The sequence below is a fragment of the Methylobacterium sp. D53M genome, assembly GCF_053345625.1.
On the sequence record NZ_JBKFAL010000001.1, the window covers coordinates 472,619 to 495,316 of the forward strand.

Consider the following 22,698-nt stretch of genomic DNA (forward strand, 5'->3'; position numbering starts at 1 on the left):
TACATCACCCCGCAACTGCATCCATGACGGCGATGGTGATGAACCGGCGCGCTCTGCTCCTCGCACTCGGCTCGACTCTGGCGCTCGGCGGCTGCCTGCGGCCGAGCTTCCGCACCGACCAGCTCGATGCCACCGGCACCGGCTCGATCGCCGCGCGGTACACGCTGGCGGCGGGCGACAAGCTGCGGGTGATCGTGTTCGGCCAGGACAACCTGTCCAACATATACGCGGTCGACGGCGCGGGGCGCATCGCCATGCCGCTGATCGGGACCGTGCAGGTGGGCGGCCAGACGACCGCGCAGGCGGCGAAGGCGATCGAGGCCAAGCTGGCCTCCGGATACGTGCGCGAGCCGCACGTCACCGTGGAGGTGGACGCCTACCGACCGTTCTACATCCTCGGCGAAGTCACCACCTCCGGTCAGTACCCGTTCGTCAACGGCATGACCGTGGAGACGGCGGTGGCGATCGCGGCCGGTTTCGGCCCGAGGGCAGCGCGCGATTACGCCGTCCTGACCCGCGACGCCGGCGGCTCGCTGATCTCCGGGATCGTGCCGATGACCTACGCGGTCCGGCCGGGCGACACGATCGTCATCAAGGAACGCTTCTTCTGAGCGGCGCCGCGCCGGTCACTGCCCGCCCTGCCACGGGTTGATCACCCGCATGGCGGTCTTCTGCGCGGGGATCGGCGTCGCCGCCTCGGGCATCGGCTGCCGGGCGCGGGCCATCATCCGCCGCGCCTCCTGCGCGGGCACGGCGCCGACCGGCGTGAACAGCCCGGCCAGGACCTTCCGCGTGCCCCGGCTCACGAAGCGCGAGTTCTGAACCGGCTCGAAATCCCGGATCGCGTGGCGCTTGTCGGGATTCCCGGTGAACACCCGGGCGCCGGAATTCAGCACCACGATGTCGCCCGGCCGCAGCGTCTCGTCCTTGAGCAGTGCCGCCGTCGCGCCGCCCTTCATGTCGATGGGGGTCTGGCGCTCGCTGATCTCCCGCTCCTTGACGCGGATCTTGAGCGGGAGCGCCGCGTAGCGGGTCTGGAAGCGGCGGCGCGCCGCCCCGAGCCGCGGGGTCGCGTGGCGGCCGAAGGCGCGTCCGTCGAAGGCGGGGGCCGGGGCAGGGGCCGGCTGGGCCTGCTGCGGGGCCGGCCGGGCGCCGAACAGCATCTCGAGGAAACCGACCTCGGCGGCCTGGGCGCGCAGCGCCGACCCGGCGAGGAGACCGCCGGCCGCCATGACGGCCAGCAAGCTGCTCGTGCGAAGCCTCATAGCACCCTCCGGAAGCGACGCCCGACACGAGCATCCGACCCTCAACCGCAAGGCGTACTGGAGGGTTCCGGATGATTTAGAGTCTGCTTAGGAACGCCCCGCGGCGACCCACCGGCGCGGGATTCGACGTCCCCGCGGTCAGGAGCCCGGCGCGCCCGAGCGCGCAGGGACGCGGTCTAGCCCGGCGCCGACTGCTCGCCCTCGCCGATGCAGTCGAGGGCGCGCTCCACGGCGCTCACGGCATCCAAGAGGTGTTGAACGGTGCGCTCGACCTCGATCGCCGGACGCCCCATCGCGGCGGCGCGGGCGCTCACATCCTCGAGCTGCTCCAGCAGGGCGAGGAGATCACCGGCCACAGTCACAACTTCGCAGCGAGCGAGGCGGGTGACGGTCGGGCGCGGACGGAAGGGCAAGACGTTGCTCATCGCGGAGGGTTGTCGCCCGAAACGACCGGGATTCGCCAGGGGGAGGGGGCCGAACTCAACACGATTGGCCGGCCCTATCCGCCGCAATCCCGGTCTGTGGTGGATTTTCCGTGGCCGGCGCGCATCGGAGGCGGCAGAACGGATTTACATCTTGCGCGCGACCTTGACGGAGGCGCCTCCGCGCTGACCATGCCGCGAGACGTCCCGTGAGGGCCGCTCCGGCCGTGGCCGGTCGCGGCCCGGCCACGGCCCGCTTTCAGGATACGCGATGCGCTTGACCCTTCTCGCCCTCTCCGCGCTGACCCTCGGCGGCCTCTGCGCCTGCAGCACCAGCGACGGCCCGGATTCCCGCAGCGGCCTCGCCGAGACCTTCAACATCGACAACTACCGGGCCTCGGGCAACACCAACGGCACCCAGACCCGCCGCGACGTGAACCGCGCCTACACCCAGCCGACGCTGCCGACGATCGGCAACCGCGGGATGTGAGGCGCGCGCGGCGCGTCACCGCTTGGTGAGCGCGTCCGCGAAGGTGGCGATCCGGTTGCGGGCATAGACCGGCAGGCCGGCGCTGATCGAGTTGCCAGTGTTGAAGCTGGAATTGCCCATCAGCACCTGCGCGGGCAGCAGATTCTTGAGTACCGGCACGCGGGCGTACTCGGCCTTGCGGTCGAGGACGTCGCCCTTGATCGCCAGCGCCATGTAGGTGGTGACCACCGTCTTAGTCGGGTCGTTCGGCATCGGCTGGAATACGGCCAGGAACTTGCCGAAGCGCAGGATCTGATTGACCCAGAAGATCGTCTGCTCCAGGCCTCCGGTCACCGCGGTGTCGATCTTGGTCAGCGCCTTGAGCCGGTCGCCCTGGTCCGGCCCGAGCACCCGCAACTCGCTCTGGAACGAGACGAACTCGGCGATCTTCTTGGCCGAGCCTTCCTCGAGCTTGTTGGCGAGCTTCACGCCGAGCGGCAGCTTGCCCTCGAGGTCGTAGCGCGACTCGATGCAGGCGCCGGCGCCCTCGCACCACGGACGGTCGGGACGCTTGGCGAAGGCGGCGGCCGGGTCCTTGTTGGGCGTCACGTCGGCGACCGCCAGGGTGCGGTGCTTGATCGCCGGATCCATTTTCTGGACGAAGGCGAGGTTGGCGAAGGCCTGGAGGTCGATCGCCTCGGGCGGCCGCGGGACGACGAAGCGCCCCTCGGCGACGTAGACCTTCAGGGTCTCGTGCCGCGGCTTGGTCACGCCGTTCACCGTGACCGTGTAGTCCGGCTCCTTGTAGCCGGGATACGGGGCGAGCGCCGCCGCCTCGGCCGGCCGCGCCTTCAGCCAGTCGAGATACGAGATCAGGCCGTTCTCCGGCGCCGACGGGTTGTCGCGATGGTCGGTGAACAGGATCTGCCCGGGCTTGATCGCGGCCGGATCGACGGCCGTGACCGAGGGCACCTCCTTGATCCGCTCGGGCCCCGGCGCCGGGGCGGTGTTGGCGGCGGGCGTCTGGGCGCGTGCCGGAAGGGCCGGGAGCGCGGCCGTGAGGGCGGCCGCCAGGGCCGCGGGAAGCTGCTGGCGCAACGGGATTCTCGTCTGTCGGGGAGGGCTATCAGTAACCGGGGTCTTCGCCGAACAGGTAGTCGGGATCGCGGCGGCGCGGGCGGCGCGCGTCGTCGTCCCCGCCGAAGGGCGAGCGATTCGTCTGGCCCGGCCAGGGCTTGTAGGGATCCTGACCGTAGAGATCCACGTCGCCCTGCGCGCGGCGGCTGCGCGGCGCGGGACGCTCGCCGAACGGGTCGAGGAAGTCGGATCGCGGCCGCTCGCCGGTCATGTTGCCGTAGTAGTCGCCCGCGACGCTCGCGCCGTCGTCGCCGGCGAGATCGCCGTCCTGCGCGTCCGGCCGCATGGCGTAGAGCGTCTCGCGGGGCACGAGGCGGTACTGGGTGTCCGCCATGCGCCCGTCACCGCTGGTGCGGAAATGCTCGAGGAAACCTCCGCTCGCGACCCGTACGCCGCTGCGCGGGTCGATCGGCAGGTCGGCGATGAACGGGCGCGCCTCGGGGGAGGGGCCCCGCAGCGGCGTCTTGGCAACGCCGTTCGCCCAGGCCGCCTGCAGGATCGCCGAGGCGATCGGCACCGAGACGTGGCCGCCGGTCTGGCCACGGCCGAGCGTCTTGCGGGTGCCGTCGGCGTTGTCGTAGCCGACCCAAACAACCACGCTGATCTCGTTGGTCAGTCCGGCGAACCACGCGTCGTTCTCGTTCTCCGAGGTGCCGGTCTTGCCCGCGACGTAGGCCGAGACCTTCGCGAGCGCCGCGGCCGTGCCGTGCTGCGTCACGCCCTGCAGCATGGTCTTCAGCTGGTAGAAGGCCACGCGGTCCGCCGAGGCGATCCGCACCGGCTCCTTGGCGGCGTGCGCGTAGAGCGGCTTGCCGTCCCGCTCGACCGATTCCAGCGCGTAGGGCGCCGGGCGGGCGCCCTCGTTGGCCACCGCCGCGTAGAAGCCCGCGAGGTCGAGCATCCGCACCGGCTGCGCGCCGAGGACGAAGGGGTAGTAGGGCTCGCACTCGGCGTAGATCTGCGCCTCGAGGGCGATGTCGCAGACCCGCTTCAGGCTCGCCGGCGCCTTCGGGGCGATCCCGCCCTGGAGGAGCCGGGCGGTGACGAGGTTCTTGGAGAATTCCAGGCCGCGCCGCAGGGTCGTCGGTCCCGAGCCGCCGCCCTCGTAGTTCTTCGGCGACCAGGAATCGCCGGCCCCGCCGATGGGCGGCAGGGTCACGGCGGAATCCATCACCAGGGTGTTCGGCTGCAGGCCGGCGTTGAGCGCGGCGAGGTAGGTCAGCGGCTTCAGCGTCGAGCCGGGCTGGCGCACCGTCTGGGTGACCCGGTTGAGCTGGCTCAGCGGGTAGGAGAAGCCGCCGGCCATCGCGAGGATCCGGCCGGTCTGGTTCTCCAATACCAGGGCCGCGCCCTGGACGGTCGGCCGGACGCGGAGCTGCGCGCGCGGGCCGCCCTTGCCGGCGCTGACCTTCACGCGGATCACGTCGTAGAGCTGCAGCTTGCCGCGGGCGATGCCGGGGTCGAGGGAGGCGGTGCGGCCGTCGGCGAGGCCCACCTTCACGCCGCCGCGGCCGGTCTCCAGCACCACCGCCATCGGCCAGTGAACGTCGTAGAGGACCGGGCGGGCGCTCTCGAGCGCCAGCAGCCACGCCGGCTTCTTCTGCGGCACGGCCGCGACCCTCTCGCCGCGGCGCGGTTTCGCGGCCGGCCCGGCCTCCGGTCTGGCGTCGGATTTCGCGGCCTCCGGCCGCGCGCCGGTGACGGCGGGCGCGGCCGAGGCGGAGCCCTCCGGTGCCGGCGTCGCCGCCTGGATCCGCCGGACGCTGTCGGCGAGGTTGAGTTCCGGCCCCGTGAAGGCCTGACGGCCGGTGCCGCGCTCGTAATTGGCGAGCCCGTCCTGCAGGGCGTCCTCGACGGCGCGCTGCAGCCCCGCGTTGATCGTCGAACGGACGGTCAGCGAGCCGGAGGTCAGCGAATCCACGCCCGCGAAGGTGCGGGCCTCGCGATTGAGGAAATCCACGACGTAGAAGCCGGAATCGCGCCGCGCGGTCTCGATCGGCTTCAGACCGAGATCGGACTTGATCGCCGCGCTCATCTCGGCCTCGGTGATCGTCCCCTCTTCCTTGAGGCGGGCGAGCACGTAGGCGCGCCGCTCCCGCGCGCGGTCGGGGTACTTGTCCGGGCTGTAGAAGTTCGGCCCCTTGGGCATGCCGGCGAGGAGCGCCGCTTCCGGCAGAGTCAGCTGCCCCACCGGCTTCCCGAAATAGCTCTGCGCGGCCATCTCGATGCCGTAGGCGCCGCGGCCGAGATAGATGCCGTTGAGGTAGAGCCCCAGGATCTGCGGCTTCGTCAGGATGCGCTCCAGCCGCGACGCGACGATCATCTCGCGGATCTTGCGCTCGTAGGTGACGTCGTCGCCGACCGAGAGGTTCTTGACCACCTGCTGGGTGATGGTCGAGCCGCCCGCCGGCCGCCCCGGCGAGGCGAGGTTGGCGATGAAGGCGCGGATGACCCCGCGCTCGTCGATCCCGTGATGGGTCTCGAAGCGCTTGTCCTCGGCGGCGATGAAGGCCTTCTGGACGAGGTTCGGGACCGCCGTGATCGGCACCACGATGCGGCGGCCGTTCGGCTCCGATGCCTCGGCGAAGGGCTTGCCGGCGCCGTCGAGGATCCGGGTCATCCCCGGCAGGGCCTTGTCGCGCAGGGCCTCGGCGCTGGGCAGATCCTTGGTGGCGTTGTCGTAGAACTCGATCACCGCCTTCGCGTCGAAGGGCGAGTTCGCCGGGTTCTCGCCCTTGCAGAACTGCTTGTAGCTCGTGTTCAGCTCGGTCAGGTCGAGACCGTGCAGGATCTTCGGCGCGGCCGGACCGGCGACCGTGGACGGATCCTCCATCGCGGTGGTGATCAACTCGTCGAGATTGATGTCCTCGATGTCGAAAGCCTTGCGCATGTGGGCGCAGCCGTCGCGCAGCAGGCGCACCACCTCCGGACCGTCCGTCGCGGGATCGAACTGCGTCCGGACCGCGTCCGGCCGTGTCGTGACCTGGCTGAGCGTCAGGGCGGTCGCGAACAGCTTGATCAGGATGGCGTTCATACGGGCCGGATTCGGGGGACGCGACGGGGCGAGCGCGGACCTTTCGGGAGCGCGCCTGAACAGGGCGTGCACAACGCGGCTGATTTAAGGAGACGCCGCACGGCAACGCTTTGGCCGACTCCCACGTTCGTGAGGCGCGACGACGCCGGGGGGCCCATGATCAACGACCTGTGGTACAAGAACGCGATCATCTACTGCCTGTCCGTCGGCACGTTCATGGACGCCAACGGCGACGGTATCGGCGATTTCGCCGGGCTGGAGCGCCGGCTGGACTACATCCAGGGCCTGGGCGCCACCGCGGTCTGGCTGATGCCGTTCCAGCCCTCGCCCAAGAAGGACGGCGGCTACGACATCGCCGACTATTACGGCGTCGATCCGGATTACGGCTCGCTCGGGGACTTCGTCGCCTTCACGCACGCCGCCAAGCAGCGGGGCCTGCGCGTCCTCATCGACCTCGTCGTCAACCACACCTCGGACCAGCATCCGTGGTTCCAGTCGGCCCGGTCCGACCCCAAATCGCCCTACCGCGACTGGTACGTCTGGTCGAAGGAGCGCCCCGCAACCGCCGACGAGGGTATGGTCTTCCCGGGCGTTCAGGAGACCACTTGGACCTACGACACCAAGGCCAAGGCCTGGTACTTCCACCGCTTCTTCAACTTCCAGCCGGATCTCAACACCGCCAATCCGGAGGTGCTGGCCGAGATCCTGAAGATCATGGGCTTCTGGATCCAGCTCGGCGTCTCAGGCTTCCGCATGGACGCGGTGCCGTTCGTCATCGCCGAGAAGGGGGCCGATGTCGGCGGCAAGCCCCGCGAGCAGTTCGAGATGCTGCGCGACTTGCGCGAGTTCCTGCAGTGGCGCCAGGGCGACGCGATCATCCTGGCCGAGGCCAACATCCTGCCGAAGCAGGACCTCGACTATTTCGGCGACGATGCCGACCGCATGCACATGATGTTCAACTTCCAGGTCAATCAGGCGACCTTCTACGCCCTGGCGGCCCACGATGCGCGGCCCCTCGTCAAGGCGATCGAGCGGACGAAGCCGCGCCCGCTCTCCTGCCAGTGGGGCATCTTCCTGCGGAACCACGACGAGCTCGACCTGGGACGCCTCACCGACAAGCAGCGCCAGAGCGTGTTCGACGCCTTCGGACCCGAGAAGGGGATGCAGCTCTACGATCGCGGCATCCGCCGCCGCTTCGCGCCGATGCTGGCCGGCGATCCCCGCCGGATCCGCCTCGCCTACTCGCTGATGTTCACCCTCCCGGGAACGCCGGTGCTGCGCTACGGCGACGAGATCGGCATGGGCGACGAGCTGGCTCTGCCGGAGCGCGACTGCGCCCGCACGCCGATGCAGTGGACGAGCGAGCACCAGGGCGGCTTCTCGACGGCCCGGCGCACCGTCCTGCCGCTGATCGACCACGGCCCCTACGGCTACGCGCACGTGAACGTCGCCGACCAGCGCCACGAGGAGGGCTCGCTGCTCAACTGGATGCAGAGCATGATCCGGCAGCGCAAGGAGGCGCCGGAGATCGGCTGGGGCGACGTCGTCGCGATGGAGACCGGGCGCCCGTCGGTCCTGGCGCTACGCTACGCGTGGCGCGGCAATGCCATCCTGTGCGTCCACAATCTCGCGCCGGAGCCCGTCGAGGTCGCGATGGCGTCGGGATCCGAGGATCGCGAGCACGACATCCTCGTCGACCTGCTCACCGGCGCCCGCAGCGAGGTCAAGGACGATGGCCGCCACTGCCTGTTCCTGGAGGGATACGGCTACCACTGGTTCCGCGTCGGCGGGCTCGACGCGCTGCTGAAGCGGCGGCCGACGTGAGGAACACCGGAGCCCGGCTCGCCCTCGGCCGGCCGACACGGTAGGACAGGCTGGAGCGAGGTGGGACATGGCCCGGACGAAGCATCATCCCCCGGACGCGACGATCGCCGACGTCCTGCCGGATCTCGCCGACGGCGAGGCCTACCTGCGCCAGGTCCTGAGCACCATGCGGATGTGCCAGAAGCATCACGGCGACGCCTGGGTGCGGATCGGCGTGACCGGCCGTTCCCCGACGCCGTCCTACCGGATCGACCGGCCGGACGAGACGGCGCCCGGCGACGGTGCCGTCGAGGCGGGCAGAGCCCTGTTCGGCGCCTATGGCGGGCGGTCCCACGACCGGTTCACCCAGGTCAACGCCGCGGAGACCCGCTGGAGCTCGCGGTCGCTCGGCATGGCCGAGATGCTGGCGCTTCACGACAGCCTGCGCCGCCCCAGGGGCGACGCGGCCTGAGCGTGCCGCGCAGGGTGCCGCGCAGGGTGCCGCCCACCGGCGTTCTACGCTAAACTGGGGCGGAGGGCGTCCGGAGCGGCGCCACCAACACGCGGGACGACATGCCAGGTACGCCACGCGCCGGGATCATCCCGGTCACGCCCTTCCAGCAGAATTGCACCCTGATCTGGGATGACGCCACCAAGGTCGGCGCCGTCGTCGATCCCGGCGGCGACCTCGACCGTATCGAGGCGGCGATCCGCGAGCAGGGCGTCACCGTCGAGAAGATCCTGCTGACCCACGGGCACGTCGACCACGCCGCCGGCGCCGACGAGCTGCGCGAACGCCTCGGCGTGCCGATCGAGGGCCCGCACCAGGCCGACAAGTTCCTGCTCGATTCCCTGCCCGAGACGGCGGCCAATTACGGCCTCGGCGCCGCCCGGCCGGTCACGCCCGACCGGTGGCTCGACGAGGGCGACGCCGTGACGGTCGGCGGGCTCGGCTTCGACATCCTCCACTGCCCCGGCCACTCGCCGGGCAGCGTCGTGTTCGTGAGCCGGGACGCGCGCTTCGCCCTCGTCGGCGACGTGGTGTTCAAGGGCTCGGTCGGCCGCACCGACCTGCCCGGCGGCAACCACGAGCAGCTCATCCGCGCCATCAAGGACAAGGTGCTGCCGCTGGGCGACGACGTCGCCTTCATCCCCGGCCATGGACCGACCAGCACTCTCGGCGCGGAGCGCGTGTCCAACCCCTTCCTGCAGGATTGACGCGCATGGACAGGCGCCGCATCGGCCGCTCCGACCTGACGGTCGCGCCGTTCTGCCTCGGCGGCAACGTCTTCGGCTGGACGGCCGACAAGGCCGCGTCCTTCGCGATCCTCGACCGGTTCGTGGGGAGCGGCTTCGACTTCATCGACACCGCCGACGTCTACTCGCGCTGGGCCCCCGGCCATGTCGGCGGGGAATCCGAGACGGTGATCGGCAAGTGGCTCGCGGCCCGACCGGGCGCGCGTGACCGGATCGTCCTGGCGACCAAGGTCGGCATGGACCTCGGCGAGGCCGGCCACGGCCTCTCGGCGGCCCATATCGAGCGGGCCTGCGAGGCCTCGCTGCGGCGCCTCGGGGTCGACCGGATCGACCTGTACCAGTCGCATCTCGACGACGCGGCGGTGCCCCTCGAGGAGACCCTGAGGGCGCACGAGCGCCTGATCGCGGCCGGCAAGGTCCGGGCGATCGGCGCCTCGAACTACACCGCGGCGCGGCTCGCGGAGGCGCTGGCGGTCTCGGCCTCCGCGGACCTGCCGCGCTACGAGTGCTTGCAGCCCGATTACAGCCTCGCCCAGCGCGGCTACGAGGCCGAGCTTGAGCCGCTCTGCCGGGCGGAGCAGATCGGCGTGATCGGCTACTTCTCCCTGGCGGCCGGCTTCCTGACCGGCAAATACCGCAGTGCCGACGACGCGGCGGGACGCCCGCGGGAGAACCGGGTCGTCAAGTACCTGAACCCCCGCGGCCTCGCGCTGCTCGACGTCCTCGATTCGGTCGCGCAGGCCCACGGCGCGAGTCCGGCCCAGGTCGCGCTCGCCTGGATCATCGCCCGCCCCGGCATCACCGCGCCCATCGCGAGCGCGACCTCCGTGGCGCAGCTCGACGAGCTGCTCGGCGCCGTCCGGCTGACCCTCGCACCCGGGGTGATCGACCGCCTGGATGCGGCGAGCGCGGGCGGCATCGAGGGCTAACGCAGCGTTAAGCGACGGGCGTCACAAAAGCGACGGGACGGGCCCGCCGCGGACCCGTAAAATCGTGCAATCTCAACGCGGAACCCCTATATCAGGCGGACCAAGCGAGAGTTCAGGCGCGGGCGCCCGAGGGCGCATCTGCCACCGACGCGATCAGGCCCGCCTGCCGAGGAAGTTCATGGCCGACACCCCCCAGACCGAGCCCGCCGATTACGGCGCGGAGTCCATCCGCGTGCTGAAGGGCCTCGACGCCGTCCGCAAGCGGCCCGGCATGTATATCGGCGACACCGACGACGGCTCCGGCCTCCACCACATGGTGTACGAGGTCGTGGACAACGCCATCGACGAGGCCCTGGCCGGCCACGCCGACCTCGTCACCGTGACGCTCAACGCCGACGGTTCCTGCACGGTCTCCGACAACGGGCGCGGCATCCCGGTGGACATCCACAAGGAGGAGGGCGTCTCGGCGGCCGAGGTCATCATGACCCAGCTGCATGCCGGCGGTAAGTTCGACCAGAATTCGTACAAGGTCTCCGGCGGCCTGCACGGCGTGGGCGTCTCGGTGGTGAACGCCCTGTCGTCCTGGCTGCGCCTGCGCATCTGGCGCAACGACAACGAGCACGCGATGGAGTTCCGCCACGGCGACGCCGTGGCGCCCCTGGAGATCATCGGGCCCGGAAACGGAAGGCGCGGCACGGAAGTCACCTTCCTGCCGTCGACCGACACCTTCACGATGATCGAGTTCGACTACGGGACGCTGGAGAAGCGCCTGCGCGAGCTCGCCTTCCTCAATTCCGGCGTCCGCATCGTCCTGACCGATGCCCGCCACGCCGAGAAGAAGCGCGAGGAGCTGTACTACGAGGGCGGCATCGAGGCCTTCGTCCGGTACCTCGACCGCTCCCGCAAGCCGATCGACGGGATGACGAGCCCCGTCGTCGTCAGCTCCGAGCGCGATGGAATTCGCGTCGAGGTCGCGTTCTGGTGGAACGACTCGTTCAACGAGACGGTCCTGCCCTTCACCAACAACATCCCGCAGCGCGACGGCGGCACCCACATGGCCGGCTTCCGGGCGGCCCTGACCCGGCAGGTCACCGGCTACGCCGAATCGTCGGGCATCGCCAAGAAGGAGAAGGTCTCGCTCACCGGCGAGGATTGCCGCGAGGGTCTCACCGCGGTCATCTCGGTGCAGGTGCCGGACCCCAAATTCTCGTCGCAGACCAAGGACAAGCTCGTCTCGTCCGAGGTGCGCCCGGCGGTGGAGAACGTCCTCAACGAGGGCCTGTCCACGTGGCTCGAGGAGAATCCGAGCCAGGCCCGATCGGTGATGGGCAAGGTGGTGCTGGCGGCCTCAGCCCGCGAGGCCGCCCGCAAGGCGCGCGAGACCGTGACCCGCAAGGGTGCGCTCGACATTGCCTCGCTGCCCGGCAAGCTCGCCGACTGCCAGGAGCGCGACCCGACCAAGTGCGAGATCCTGCTGGTGGAGGGCGATTCCGCCGGCGGCTCGGCCAAGCAGGGCCGCGACCGGACCTTCCAGGCCGTGTTGCCCCTGCGCGGCAAGATCCTCAACGTCGAGCGCGTGCGCGCGGACCGGATGCTGTCCTCCGCGGAGATCGGCACCCTGATCACGGCGCTGGGCGCCGGGATCGGGCGCTCCTCCACGGACCGGGAGGGCTTCAACCCGGAGAAGCTGCGCTACCACCGCATCATCATCATGACCGACGCGGACGTGGACGGCTCGCACATCCGCACGCTCCTGCTCACCTTCTTCTTCCGGCAGATGCCGGAGCTGATCGAGCGCGGCCACCTCTTCATCGCGCAGCCGCCGCTCTACAAAGCCGAGCGCGGCCGCCGGGCGATCTACCTGAAGGACGAGCGCGCCCTCGAGGATTACCTGATCGACCAGGGCACCGACGGCGCGATCCTGCGGCTCTCCACCGGCGCGGAATTCGCCGGGGCGCAGCTCAAGAGCCTCGTCGAGGAGGCCCGGACCTTCCGGAGCATCCTGCAGGGCCTGCACACGCGCTACGACCGCTCCGTGGTCGAGCAGGCGGTGCTGGCCGGCGCCTTCGATGCCGAGGCGGCGTCGCGGGCGGGTGAGGCCGAGGTCCTGGCCGACATGACCGCCCGCCGGCTCGACGCGATCGCCGACGAGATCGAGCGGGGCTGGCAGGGCGAGTCGTTCGAGGACGGCTATCGCCTCAGCCGGACGCTCCGGGGCGTTCGCCAAGTCTCGACCCTCGACGCCGGGCTGATCACCTCGCAGGAGGCCCGGCGCCTCTCCGAGCGGGCCGACGCCTTCCGGGAGATCTACGGCGAGCCGGCCACGCTGATGCGGAAGTCCGACGAGACGGTGCTCCACGGGCCCGTGGCGCTCTTCGAGGCGGTGATGGCCTTCGGCCGCAAGGGCCTTCAGCTCCAGCGATACAAGGGCCTCGGCGAGATGACCGCCCAGCAGCTCTGGGAGACCACGCTCGACCGCGACGTGCGCTCGCTGCTGCAGGTCAAGGTCAAGGACGTCACCGATGCCGACGACCTGTTCGTGAAGCTGATGGGCGACGTGGTCGAGCCCCGGCGCGAGTTCATCCAGGAGAACGCGCTGAGCGTCGCGAACTTGGACGTGTGACGCGCACCGCTGCGGGCCGCGCGCCCGCGCGTTCTAGTCCGCTCCGACGACCGCGAAGGGATCGATCAGCCCGCACCGGATGCAGCAGTAGACGAGTTCCACGTCCGAGCTGACGCCGAGCTTCGATTTGATGGCGTAGTGATAGTTCGCGACGGTCTTGGGCGAGAGGCTGAGATCGGCCGCGATCGCGTCCGTGTGCCGCGCGTCGAGGATCATCCGCAGGATCTCGAATTCCCGAGGCGACAGCTGGTCGATCGGGGACGTCTCCTCCGCCAGCCGGCTCGCGGCCAGCAGGTGCGAGATCTCCGCGCACAGGGTCAGCTTGTTGTTGAACACGCTTCGCACCGCTTCGATGAGGAGATCCGAAGCGCTGCTCTTGGTGATGTAGCCGCGGGCGCCGGCGCGTATGGCCTGGAGCGCGTAGCTCACCGCGGCATGCACGCTGAAGACGAGGATGCGAGCGCTCGGATCCACCTGCCGGATCTGCCGGATGGCGTCGATCCCACCGCGGCCGGGCATGCTGATGTCCATGATGACGACGTCCGGCTCCACCATGCGGTAGGAGCGATAGGCCTCCGCGCCGTCCCCGGCCTCGGCGGCGACCTCCATGTCGGGCTGCCGCTCCAGGAGCCGCCGATAGCCCTCCCGCACGACGGTGTGATCGTCGACGAGCATCACGCGTATGCGCCGTTTGGTCATGACACCTCTTCGCCCGCGAGCGCGGCGTGAAAGCGGACCCGCAAGCGGAACCCGCCGCCCGGGGACGTTTCCATCACGATCTGCCCGCCGAGCGCGTGGACGCGATCGCGCATGCCGAGCAGGCCGAGACCGGAATGCGGGCGCTCCAGCGCCTCCACGGGGGCGCCGCTCCCGTCGTCCGTGAGGATCAGCTGGACCTCGGCGCCGCCGTCGGTCTCCGCGACGTTCAGCGCGATCGCGACGGTGCGCGGCCGCGTGGCGGACGGCGTTGGTGAGGCCTTCCTGGACGATCCGGTAGATATGGGCCGCCGCGTCGGAGGGCAGGCGATCGGCCTGCGCGTCGGCCGCGAGCGTGACGTGGATCCGGCCCCCGGCGCGCTGCGCCTGGGCGGCGATCAGACTCCGGAGCGCGACCCGCAGCCCGAGATCGTCGATCTCGGGCGGCCTGAGCGCGGCGAGGGTGCTCCGGAGCGCGCGCACGGCGTCCGACGCCATGGTGGCGAGTTCGGCACTCTCGGCCACGACCGAAGGCGACCAGGAGCGCGCGCCCTCCTGGATCGACCGGGCGAGAAGGCTCAACCCCGTCAGACGCTGCGCGACGTCGTCGTGCAGTTCGAGCGACAGCCACCGCTGCTCCTGCTCCTGAACATCGATCAGCCGGCGCGCGAGCTCGGCACGTTCCCGCGTGGCGACTTGGAGATGGCTGGCAAGCTGATTGAAGACCGTCGCGATGCGTAGGAGCTCGCGCAGGCGGAGGCTGGGCAGACGCCATCCGAGGTCGCCCTTCGCGACGCGATCGATACCGATCAGGATCTCGTTGGCGGGACGCAGCGCGTGCGCCACCGCGCCGTAGACCAGCACGCAAAGGACGACGGTCATGGCCGCGAGAGCGCCGGACACCTGCTTCAGCACGATCCACGCCGACCCGACGACCGCGTCGGGATCGATGTCCGCTTCGACGATCCCGATCCGCGACCCCTGATGCTCGAGCGGCAGGCTGACGGTGGATCCGGCGAAGAAGAGGAACCGGTAGAGCGTCGCGAACCAGTCGGGTGCGGCGCGCGCGTGCGCCTCGACGCCCAAGCAGCTCGACCGTGTCGGACCGGCATCCGCCGGGATCAGCTGCACGCACTGGCCCGGTTGCAGAGCGTACCGGGTGATGATCTCCCAATCCGGGAAGCGTTGGGGAATGTCGGCTGCCCGCTCGATTCGCAGGAGCTGGAGGCGGAGCTGCTTATGCACCTCATCGGCCGTCTCGGCGTTCCGCTGTCGGGTCTTCGCCGCGACGTCGTGCATCGCGTAGGCGGCCGCTCCGGCAGCGCAGAGGATCGCGATCAGCGCGATGCGTCCGACGAGGGCCCATTTGAGATCCAGCTCGCGCGCGTCCCAGACGGCCAGGACCTGCTTGAGCCTGAAGGGTGTCACCCGTGTTCTCCCGAAAGGCCGAGAGTACGCGAGCGCGCGACCGTCTTGGAAGGGTCTCCGGCAAGGTCGTGCGATTTGCCCGGGTCGGTACGGGCGTTCTGCCGTAGCGGGTCCGAAGGCGCGCGGTCTAACAGGACGGACCCTGTCGCGAGCGCCGCCGACGGTAGAGTGGGCTCGGCGTCAGCGGACAGGTTCGATCCGGGCTCGCCCCAGCGCCGATCTGGAGATTGTCGATGCGTTTGCGCCAGAGCTGCTGTCTCGTCCTCTTCCTCGCATGCCTCGCGCCGGACGCGCGCGCGGGCGAGATGGTCATGGTCACCGGTGACGAAGCCGTCCAGTGGCGCGCCGCGCCGCCCTCCCTCCCGAAGGGCAGCGAGATCAGCATCATCGCCGGCGATCCGGACGAGCCCGGACCGTTCACGCTCAGGCTCCGGTTCCCGCCGAACTACGTCATCGCTCCGCACACGCACGCGACCGACGAGAGCGTGACCTTGCTGTCCGGCACACTCGTCCACGACATGGGGAAGACGATCGACGCGAGCCGGGGGCAGTCTCTCCAGCAGGGTGCCTTCCTGTATCTGCCGGCCAAGATGCCCCACGCGCTCTGGACGACGCGCGACCCGGCCGTGATCCAGGTCTCGGGAACAGGGCCCTTCGGGCTCGACTACATCAATCCCTCCGACGATCCGAGGAAGACGCGCTCGGACAAGTGATCGTTCACGGGGGTACGATCCGCGCGCGACAGTCGCTCCGACCCGCCGCAGACGCTCTCGAGAGGCCTGATCGCGCGCGGCGCGCCGATATGGCGACGCCGCCGTTCATCGAGGCGAACGACCTGTCCCACCCGGCCGACGTGACGGCGACCGCGGCCCGCGCCGACCTCTGCCGCGCCCGCGGCAGCGCGCGGGGGTTCCGCCCGTCCGGCGCGGCGAGGGCGGACTGAATCCGCGCTGCCGCGGTCACCGACCGGCTCCAGGGCTGCACCGCCCGAACGGGCCGCGACGTTCGGACGGTCTTGGACGCCTCGATCCTGCCCCGCGCGGCCACCGGCGACAGCTAGGCGCCGTGCGGGGTGATCGGCGAAGGGGCCACCGGCATGCTGGAGCGGGCGCGCGGCCTGTAACAATCGTCGCCGCCGTGAGCACGCCCGCGGGCGGAGCCCATGATCATCCTCCGCTCTCGCAGTGTAAGCCTTGCTAATCGGCCCTCGACACGCGCATAAGCCCCAGCTCGACGGCCGGAGAGATGCAGTCGTGAGCACGCCGCACACGCTCGTTCGGTTTCTGAAGGCCAACGCGTTCTTCGCTGAGCTTGGTCCGGAGGCGATCGAGACCATTGCCGGGCTCTGCACGACGCGCAGCCTCGCGCGACACGAGATCCTCTTCCAGAAGGGCGATCCGGGCGATGCCCTCTACGCCGTGCGGCGCGGGCAGATCCGGATCGGGGCCGGCTCCGACGACGGGCGCGCGGTCACCCTCAACCTGCTCGGGCCGGGCGACGTCTTCGGCGAGATCGCCTTCCTCGACGGCCATCCACGGACCGCCGAGGCCGTGGCGCTCGAGCCGGCCGACCTGTTCGTCGTCGAGGGGCGGGCCTTCCTCAAACTGCTCCACGGCGATCCCGCCCTGGCGGTCCGGATCATCGGCCTGCTGTGCCAGCGCCTGCGCTGGATGAGCGCGCGCATGGAGGAGGCGACGCTGCTGCCGCTCGACATGCGCCTCGCCCGGCGCCTGATCATGCTGTCGGAGGATTACGGCGCCGAGATCCAGGTGACGCAGCAGGAACTCGCGGCCTTCGTCGGCGCGGCGCGGGAGAGCGTGAACCGCGTCCTGCAGGACTGGCAGAGATCGGGCCTCATCGATCTCGGCCGCGCGCGCGTGACCGTGCGGGCCTCACACCGCCTCGTCGCGCTGGGCGCGCGGGCGCAGACATGATCGAGGCGACAGGGCTTCACCGCATGAGAACGACAGCGCGCCTGGCAGCCACGGCCGCCCTCACCCTCGCGGCGTCGAGCGCCGCAGCGCAGACGCGATGTACGGAGACGACGCGCTTCGATCCGCCCTTGCGGATCCTGCACTGCGCCGACGGCCTGACGCTCGAAACCGAACGCGCGGGCAGCCTGCGCCCCGTGGGACCCGACGGTGACGGACATCTCAAGGGCGCCGAAATCGGCGGCAACGCGGTCTTCGTCACCATCCCGGCGAGCCGCCGCGTCCGCCGAGACGGCTTCCAGATCCTCACCCCCCACGCGGTGGCCTCGGTGCGGGGCACGGTCTACGCCGTCGACGTGACGCGGGCGCGCACCTCCGTCTTCGTGGCGCAGGGACGGGTCGACGTCGCCCGGCGCACCGACCCGCAGGTCGCCGTCACGCTCGGGCCGGGCGAGGGGGTCGACGTCGATGACGGCCGCGACCCTCTGGAGGTCCGGCGCTGGCCCCAGGAGCGCGTCAGGAGCCTGCTCGAGCGGTTCGGGCGTTGAGCGAGGCCGGTCGGCCGGCGGCTCCGACGCCCGACCGGACCTTCCGGCTGGCGCGGCGCGTCTTCCTGCTCGCCGCGTCGCTCGGCGCACTCGCCTGGGGCGCCTGGCTCGGCCATCTCCATATCGCCGGGCGCGCGACGCCCCTCGATCGCCTGGAATCCGCCCTCACGGACCTTCGCCTGCGGCTCGCCGGGCCGCGCACGCCGCCCGCCAACCTCACCGTAGTGGCGATCGACGACGCGACGGTGCGGCGCGAAGGCGGCTTCCCGGTCTCGCGGACCACGATGGCGCGGATCGTCGAGCGGGTGGCGGAGGCCCGCCCGCGCGTGATCGCCGTCGATGTGCTCTTCCTCGAGGCGGGGCGGCAGCCGGAGGCGGACAGCGCGCTCGCCGTCGCCCTCGGGAAGACCACAGCGATCCTGGCTTCGGCTGCGGTCTTCGACGGGAGCGCCAGCGAGGACGGCATCCCGTTCGCCACCGCGCTCCACCGGCCGTCGCCGAAGCTCGGCGAAGACGTCGCGTCCGGCGTCGTCAACGTCGCAGAGGACGCGTCGGGCGTACCCCGCCATCTCCCCCTGGTCGTGCGCACGGCCGACGGCGTCGCCGCGTCCTTCGTGCTGCGCGCGGCCGCCCTGGCGGCCCGCAACGACCCCGTGCTCAGCAAGGGGCGCGTCCAGATCGGCGACCGCGCCCTGTCGCTGGACCTCGGCTACCACCTCCCGCTGCGCCCCTACGGTCCGCGACGCACGATCGCGACGGTGAGCGCGGCCGCCCTCCTCGACGGGACGGCGCCGGCCGCGGCGCTCTCGGACGGCATCGTCGTGATCGGCGTCACCGCGCTCGGCGGCGGCGACACCTTCGCCACCGCGTTCGATCCCGTCTTGCCCGGCGTCGAGCTCCTCGCCACCGGCATCGCCCACCTCACCACGGGGGACGCCCTCGTCCGGGACGCCGGCGTGCGGCAGCGAGACGCCGCGGCCTCGGTCCTCCTGGCGGTCGGGTCCGCACTCGCCATCGCGCTGCTGCCGCCGGGCCCGGGCCTGATCCTGGTCCTGCTCGCGACGGCAGGCTGGCTCGCCGCGGGCGCCATCGCGTTCGCGCACGGCATCTGGCTGAGCGCCGCCCTGCCGCTCGCGGCCGTGGGACTGCCGGCGCTGGTCTGCGCGGTCGGCCGCCAGACGCTCGAGCGCCGCCAGAGCGCGCGCGTGGCGCGGTCCGAGCAGGTGCTGCGGCGGATGCAGCCTGCCGCCCTGGCCGAGCGGCTCGCGCGCGATCCGGGTTACCTCGCCGAGCCGGTCGCGCGCGACATCCCCGTGCTGTTCGTCGACCTCACCGGCTTCACGCGCCGGAGCGAGCAGCTCGGCCCGGCGCGGACGCGGGCGATGCTCAAGACGTTCCACGATCTCGTGGACGAAGCGGTGACCCTGCGCGGGGGCGTCGTGGTGAACTTCATGGGCGACGGCGCCATGATCCTGTTCGGCGCCCTCGATCCGGACCCGGACCAGGCGGCGCACGCCGTCCAGGCCGCGGAGGAACTCATCGTCCGAACGCGCGCCTGGATCGCGGACAGCCCGGTCCTGCACGAGGCCGGGCCGGCCCTCGATCTGCGCATCGGCGCGCATTACGGGCCGGTGATCCTCTCGCGCCTCGGCAGCGACACCAACCAGCACATCACCGCGACGGGCGACACGGTCAACGTGGCGAGCCGCCTGCTGGCGGTCGCGGCGGACGCCCACGCCCGCCTGGCACTCAGCGCCGAGCTGGCGCAGGCGGCCGGGCTCGAGCGGTCGGAGGGCGCGTTCGAGAGCCGGACCGCGGCGATCCGCGGCCGCAGCCAGCCCCTCGAGGTCTGGCTGCGCCACCCGCGCGCGACGACGTCCTAGCCGCTCCCCCGAGCGCGTCGCTGACCGACCGGAGGATCACACTGAAACTGTGACCCGGGTCACAGTCCACCCCGGGCTCTCCGGTGCATCGTCCCCGTATCGCAACGGGAGACATCTCATGACGATCACCTCGACGAAGACAGCGATCCTGTCCTGTCTCGCCCTCGCCGCCCTGGCGACCGTGCCCGGACGAGCCGAAGCGCGCGGCTTCGGGCACGGAAGCTTCGGGCACCATGGCGGCTTCCATCACGGCTTCCACCACGGGGGGTTCCATCACGGCTTCCATCACCGCTTCGGCGGCCATGGCTGGTGGAGCCCGGCGGGCGGATACGCCGCGGGCGGCTTTTTCGGCGACTGTCGCCTGTTCTTCAGCCCGGTGTGGGGCCGCTACGAGCGGGTCTGCCGCTGAACCGTCACGCCGTGGGAGCAGCGGCCAGGCCGATCGACAGGCGAGGGGATGACGACGCGCCTCCGGCCGCCCCGGGACGGCCGGACACCCTCGGACCGCTGCTCCGATGATCGCGCCAATCGGGACTCCGGAGGAGCATCGCTTATGCATCATCACGGCCTGCGCATTCTGCTCGTCGACGATGACGCGGAGGTTCAGCGTGTCGTTTCCGGATACCTCGACGGGCACGGGGTCGACGTCGTCCCGGCGTCGACGCGGGCCGAGGCGCGCGGAGAGCTCGCGGATCCGTCGCAGTTCAACCTCGTGGTGCTCAATCTTCGCCCGGGCGCGGAGAACGGCCTCGACCTGCTGCGGGACCTGCGCGCGGTGAGCGATGTTCCCGTCATCCTGACGACGGCCCATCGCTGCGAGGAGTTCGACCGCGTGCTCGGCCTCGAACTCGGCGCCGACGACTACATCGTCAAACCCTACGGCCTGCGCGAATTCCTGGCGCGCGTGCGCGTCGTTCTCCGCCGCGTCGCGGCGCAGGCCTCGTCCCGTCCGGCGGAGGCGCCGTGCCGGCGCTTCGACGGCTGGGTCCTGAACCGCCGACGCCGGCGTCTGATCAATCCCGACGGGGAAGAGGTCGTCCTGGGCAAGCGCGACTACGCGCTCCTGGCGGCGTTCCTCGACGCACCTCAGCGTCCGCTCAGCCGCGAGTACCTGCTCCAGGTCACCCGCGTCCACGACGACGTCTTCGATCGCTGCATCGACGTGCAGATCCTGCGGCTGCGCCGGAAGATCGAGCGCAGGCCCAGCGACCCGAAGCTGATCGTGACCGAGCGCGGGGTCGGCTACGTCTTCGCCGCCGCGGTCGAGAGCACGTCCCACTAGGGCCGTCGCGAGCGGCGACTCCGGTGGAGACAGGGGTGCACGGCCCGCGCCCCGCTGTAAGCGACGAGCCGCGAAGGCGCGCGTCAGCCCTTCACCAGCTTGCACGTGCTCTCGGAGAGCGGCTGGAACGCCTGGTCGCCCGGGATCGTCTTCAGGATCTTGTAGAAGTCCCAGGGCCCCGTCGATTCCGCCGGGGACTTCACCTGGGCGAGGTACATGTCGTGGACCATGCGGCCGTCCGGGCGCAGCGTGGCGTTGTGGGCGAAGAAATCCTGGATCGGCAGCTCGCGCATCTTGGCCATCACCTTCAGGCCGTCATCCGTGCCGGCGGCTTCGGCCGCCTTCAGGAAGTGGAGCACCGCCGAGTAGTCGCCGGCCTGGACCATGGTCGGCATCCGCCCGCCCATCCGCTCGCCGAAGCGCCGCGCGAAGGCGCGCGTCTGGTCGTCCATGTCCCAGTAGAAGCCCGTCGTGAGGATCATGCCCTGCGCCGCCGGCAATCCGACGGAGTAGATGTCGGTCAGGAAGATGTTGAGCCCGCCCAGCCTCTGGCCGCCCTGCAGGATGCCGAACTCGCTCGCCTGCTTGATGGTGTTGATCGTGTCGGCGCCGGCGTTGGCCATCCCGATGATCTTCGCGCCCGACGCCTGCGCCTGCAGCAGGTAGGACGAGAAATCGGGATTGGGGAACGGGTGCTTGACCGACCCGAGCACCGTGCCGCCCTTGGCCTTCACGACCCGGGTGACCTGCGCCTCCAGATCGTGCCCGAAGGTGTAGTCGGCCGTGATGAAGAACCACGTGTTCTTCGGATCGTCCGCCAGCGCCGCGGCGGTGCCGGCCGCGAGCGAGTGGGTATCCCAAGACCAGTGGGCGCCGGTCGGCGAGCACGCGGCGTTGGTCAGCGCCATCGAGCCGGCGCCGGAGTTGATGTCGATCTTGCCCTTGCTGCGCGCGACCTCGCGCACCGCCAGCCCGGCGACCGAGGAGTTGGTGTCGAAGATGGCGTCGACGCCCTCGGTATCGAACCACCGGCGCGCGATCGACGAGGCGATGTCCGCCTTGTTCTGGTGATCGGCGAAGACGAGCTCGACCTTCCGACCGTTGATCGGCCGTCCGAAATCCTCGACCGCGAGCTGCGCGGCCGTCACCGAGCCGCGGCCGGCCAGATCCGAGTAGCCGCCGGACATGTCGGTCAGGATGCCGATCTTGATGCCGCCATCCGCGTACTGCGCGGAGGCGGGCAGGGCGGTGAGGGCAGCGGCGCCGAACGCGGCGGCCGCCACCCAAGGACGACGGATCATTGTTTCCTCCCCAATCTCTTGTTCTTCAGCGGCTGCCCCGTACCGGAAGGCCGCCTGTCCTTCGAAACCGCGTTCCCTCGGTCTCAGAGATAGCTGCGGCCGTCCAGGTAGGCCTTGCGCCAGCGCCGGATCTCGACGCGCTCGAAGAGCCCGACCTTGTAGAACGGGTCCGCGTGGATGAGCGCCTCGGCCTCCGCGCGGGTCTCGACGTCGACCACGTAGAGGCCGCCGCCGGCGTCGCTCCCGTCGTCGTTCAGCTTCGCGCCGCAGGCCAGGAGCCGGTCCTTGATCCGGTCGAGGTAGACGAGATGCTCCGCGCGGTTCGCCCTGCGGACGTCCAGGCTCCCGGCCTTGTCGAAGGTCTCGATCATGTAAGGCATGGCGGTGGTCCCGTCAGTTGGCCGCGATCGCGGAGGGATGCTGCGCCAGCGGCGTCACGCTGATCGCCATATACGGGTAGAGCGGCAGCGAACTCAGGATTTCGTGAAGTTCATCGTTTCCCGCCACGTCGAAGACACTGTAATTCGCGTACTGCCCGGCGATGCGCCAGAGATGCCGCCATCGGCCATCTTGCTGGAGCTTCTGGGCGTAGGCCTTCTCCTCGGCCTTCAGGCGAGCCGCGTCCTCCTTCGGGAGGGACGCCGGAATGTTGACCTGCATGTGGACCATGTAGAGCATGACGTCGAACCT

At 70.6% G+C, this 22,698-nt stretch carries 22 protein-coding genes and 1 pseudogene; 14 read left to right on the plus strand and 9 right to left on the minus strand.

Annotated elements, in window-relative coordinates:
- Window positions 1-32: 32 nt before the first annotated feature.
- Window positions 33-611 carry a polysaccharide biosynthesis/export family protein gene (locus ACLBYG_RS02205; RefSeq protein WP_020091671.1) on the plus strand — a complete coding sequence of 193 codons (579 nt, stop codon included), beginning with the start codon at window positions 33-35 and terminating at the stop codon, window positions 609-611.
- Window positions 612-626: 15 nt separating this feature from the next.
- Here ACLBYG_RS02205 and ACLBYG_RS02210 read toward each other — a convergent pair whose 3' ends face one another.
- Complete coding sequence (locus ACLBYG_RS02210; RefSeq protein WP_447680458.1) at window positions 627-1,265, minus strand: hypothetical protein; 639 nt, start codon at window positions 1,263-1,265, stop codon at window positions 627-629.
- A gap of 176 nt (window positions 1,266-1,441) precedes the next feature.
- Complete coding sequence (locus ACLBYG_RS02215) at window positions 1,442-1,690, minus strand: hypothetical protein (RefSeq protein WP_012317333.1); 249 nt, start codon at window positions 1,688-1,690, stop codon at window positions 1,442-1,444.
- Between the two features lie 268 nt (window positions 1,691-1,958).
- On the opposite strand from ACLBYG_RS02215, the gene ACLBYG_RS02220 reads away from it, so the two are divergent.
- The gene (locus ACLBYG_RS02220) at window positions 1,959-2,177 is read left to right on the plus strand and encodes a hypothetical protein (protein WP_447680459.1); all 219 of its coding nucleotides are present in this window, start codon (window positions 1,959-1,961) and stop codon (window positions 2,175-2,177) included.
- A 15-nt stretch (window positions 2,178-2,192) separates the two neighbouring features.
- Here the strand turns inward: ACLBYG_RS02220 and ACLBYG_RS02225 are convergent, their stop codons facing one another.
- Together ACLBYG_RS02225 and ACLBYG_RS02230 are read right to left on the minus strand one after the other, a co-directional pair.
- Window positions 2,193-3,254, minus strand: coding sequence for a hypothetical protein (locus ACLBYG_RS02225; protein WP_447680460.1), 1,062 nt, complete (start codon window positions 3,252-3,254; stop codon window positions 2,193-2,195).
- Between the two features lie 28 nt (window positions 3,255-3,282).
- Window positions 3,283-6,327 carry a penicillin-binding protein 1A gene (locus ACLBYG_RS02230; protein ID WP_447680461.1) on the minus strand — a complete coding sequence of 1,015 codons (3,045 nt, stop codon included), beginning with the start codon at window positions 6,325-6,327 and terminating at the stop codon, window positions 3,283-3,285.
- Between the two features lie 156 nt (window positions 6,328-6,483).
- On the opposite strand from ACLBYG_RS02230, the gene ACLBYG_RS02235 reads away from it, so the two are divergent.
- From ACLBYG_RS02235 to gyrB, 5 genes are all read left to right on the plus strand, one after another.
- The gene (locus ACLBYG_RS02235) at window positions 6,484-8,151 is read left to right on the plus strand and encodes an alpha-amylase family protein (RefSeq protein WP_447680462.1); all 1,668 of its coding nucleotides are present in this window, start codon (window positions 6,484-6,486) and stop codon (window positions 8,149-8,151) included.
- A gap of 67 nt (window positions 8,152-8,218) precedes the next feature.
- Window positions 8,219-8,602, plus strand: coding sequence for a hypothetical protein (locus tag ACLBYG_RS02240; RefSeq protein ID WP_020091677.1), 384 nt, complete (start codon window positions 8,219-8,221; stop codon window positions 8,600-8,602).
- 101 nt (window positions 8,603-8,703) lie between these two features.
- The gene (locus ACLBYG_RS02245) at window positions 8,704-9,348 is read left to right on the plus strand and encodes an MBL fold metallo-hydrolase (RefSeq protein WP_020091678.1); all 645 of its coding nucleotides are present in this window, start codon (window positions 8,704-8,706) and stop codon (window positions 9,346-9,348) included.
- Window positions 9,349-9,353: 5 nt separating this feature from the next.
- Window positions 9,354-10,316 carry an aldo/keto reductase gene (locus ACLBYG_RS02250; protein ID WP_447680463.1) on the plus strand — a complete coding sequence of 321 codons (963 nt, stop codon included), beginning with the start codon at window positions 9,354-9,356 and terminating at the stop codon, window positions 10,314-10,316.
- A 178-nt stretch (window positions 10,317-10,494) separates the two neighbouring features.
- The gene (gene gyrB / locus ACLBYG_RS02255) at window positions 10,495-12,939 is read left to right on the plus strand and encodes a DNA topoisomerase (ATP-hydrolyzing) subunit B (RefSeq protein ID WP_447680464.1); all 2,445 of its coding nucleotides are present in this window, start codon (window positions 10,495-10,497) and stop codon (window positions 12,937-12,939) included.
- Between the two features lie 33 nt (window positions 12,940-12,972).
- Here the strand turns inward: gyrB and ACLBYG_RS02260 are convergent, their stop codons facing one another.
- Both ACLBYG_RS02260 and ACLBYG_RS02265 read right to left on the minus strand, forming a co-directional pair.
- Window positions 12,973-13,638 (minus strand): response regulator, encoded by a 666-nt coding sequence (locus ACLBYG_RS02260; protein WP_447680680.1) that lies wholly within the window; start codon window positions 13,636-13,638, stop codon window positions 12,973-12,975.
- A 495-nt stretch (window positions 13,639-14,133) separates the two neighbouring features.
- Window positions 14,134-14,934 (minus strand): annotated as a pseudogene (locus ACLBYG_RS02265) (sensor histidine kinase); the annotation flags it as partial.
- Window positions 14,935-15,296: 362 nt separating this feature from the next.
- Between ACLBYG_RS02265 and ACLBYG_RS02270 the strand changes: the two are divergent.
- From ACLBYG_RS02270 to ACLBYG_RS02300, 7 genes are all read left to right on the plus strand, one after another.
- Window positions 15,297-15,776, plus strand: coding sequence for a cupin domain-containing protein (locus ACLBYG_RS02270; protein ID WP_447680465.1), 480 nt, complete (start codon window positions 15,297-15,299; stop codon window positions 15,774-15,776).
- Window positions 15,777-15,865: 89 nt separating this feature from the next.
- Complete coding sequence (locus tag ACLBYG_RS02275; protein ID WP_447680466.1) at window positions 15,866-16,006, plus strand: hypothetical protein; 141 nt, start codon at window positions 15,866-15,868, stop codon at window positions 16,004-16,006.
- A gap of 310 nt (window positions 16,007-16,316) precedes the next feature.
- Window positions 16,317-16,997: a Crp/Fnr family transcriptional regulator gene (locus tag ACLBYG_RS02280; protein WP_020091685.1), complete on the plus strand. Its 681-nt coding sequence runs from the start codon at window positions 16,317-16,319 to the stop codon at window positions 16,995-16,997.
- Window positions 16,998-17,020: 23 nt separating this feature from the next.
- Window positions 17,021-17,542: a FecR domain-containing protein gene (locus ACLBYG_RS02285; protein WP_091678736.1), complete on the plus strand. Its 522-nt coding sequence runs from the start codon at window positions 17,021-17,023 to the stop codon at window positions 17,540-17,542.
- Window positions 17,539-19,425, plus strand: a complete 1,887-nt coding sequence (locus ACLBYG_RS02290; RefSeq protein WP_447680467.1) for a CHASE2 domain-containing protein — start codon at window positions 17,539-17,541, stop codon at window positions 19,423-19,425. Before ACLBYG_RS02285 ends, ACLBYG_RS02290 begins: the two co-directional genes overlap by 4 nt.
- 118 nt (window positions 19,426-19,543) lie before the next feature.
- Window positions 19,544-19,834 (plus strand): hypothetical protein, encoded by a 291-nt coding sequence (locus tag ACLBYG_RS02295; RefSeq protein ID WP_447680468.1) that lies wholly within the window; start codon window positions 19,544-19,546, stop codon window positions 19,832-19,834.
- A gap of 144 nt (window positions 19,835-19,978) precedes the next feature.
- Window positions 19,979-20,707: a winged helix-turn-helix domain-containing protein gene (locus tag ACLBYG_RS02300; RefSeq protein WP_091678728.1), complete on the plus strand. Its 729-nt coding sequence runs from the start codon at window positions 19,979-19,981 to the stop codon at window positions 20,705-20,707.
- An 83-nt stretch (window positions 20,708-20,790) separates the two neighbouring features.
- On the opposite strand, the gene ACLBYG_RS02305 is transcribed toward ACLBYG_RS02300, so the two are convergent.
- The 3 genes from ACLBYG_RS02305 to catC all read right to left on the minus strand — a co-directional run bounded on the left by ACLBYG_RS02305 (window position 20,791) and on the right by catC (window position 22,686).
- Window positions 20,791-22,008, minus strand: coding sequence for an ABC transporter substrate-binding protein (locus ACLBYG_RS02305; RefSeq protein WP_447680469.1), 1,218 nt, complete (start codon window positions 22,006-22,008; stop codon window positions 20,791-20,793).
- A gap of 83 nt (window positions 22,009-22,091) precedes the next feature.
- A complete protein-coding gene (locus tag ACLBYG_RS02310) occupies window positions 22,092-22,388 on the minus strand; it encodes a YciI family protein (protein WP_020091691.1) in 297 nt (98 codons plus the stop codon).
- A 13-nt stretch (window positions 22,389-22,401) separates the two neighbouring features.
- A complete protein-coding gene (gene catC / locus ACLBYG_RS02315) occupies window positions 22,402-22,686 on the minus strand; it encodes a muconolactone Delta-isomerase (protein ID WP_447680470.1) in 285 nt (94 codons plus the stop codon).
- Window positions 22,687-22,698 lie beyond the last annotated feature (12 nt).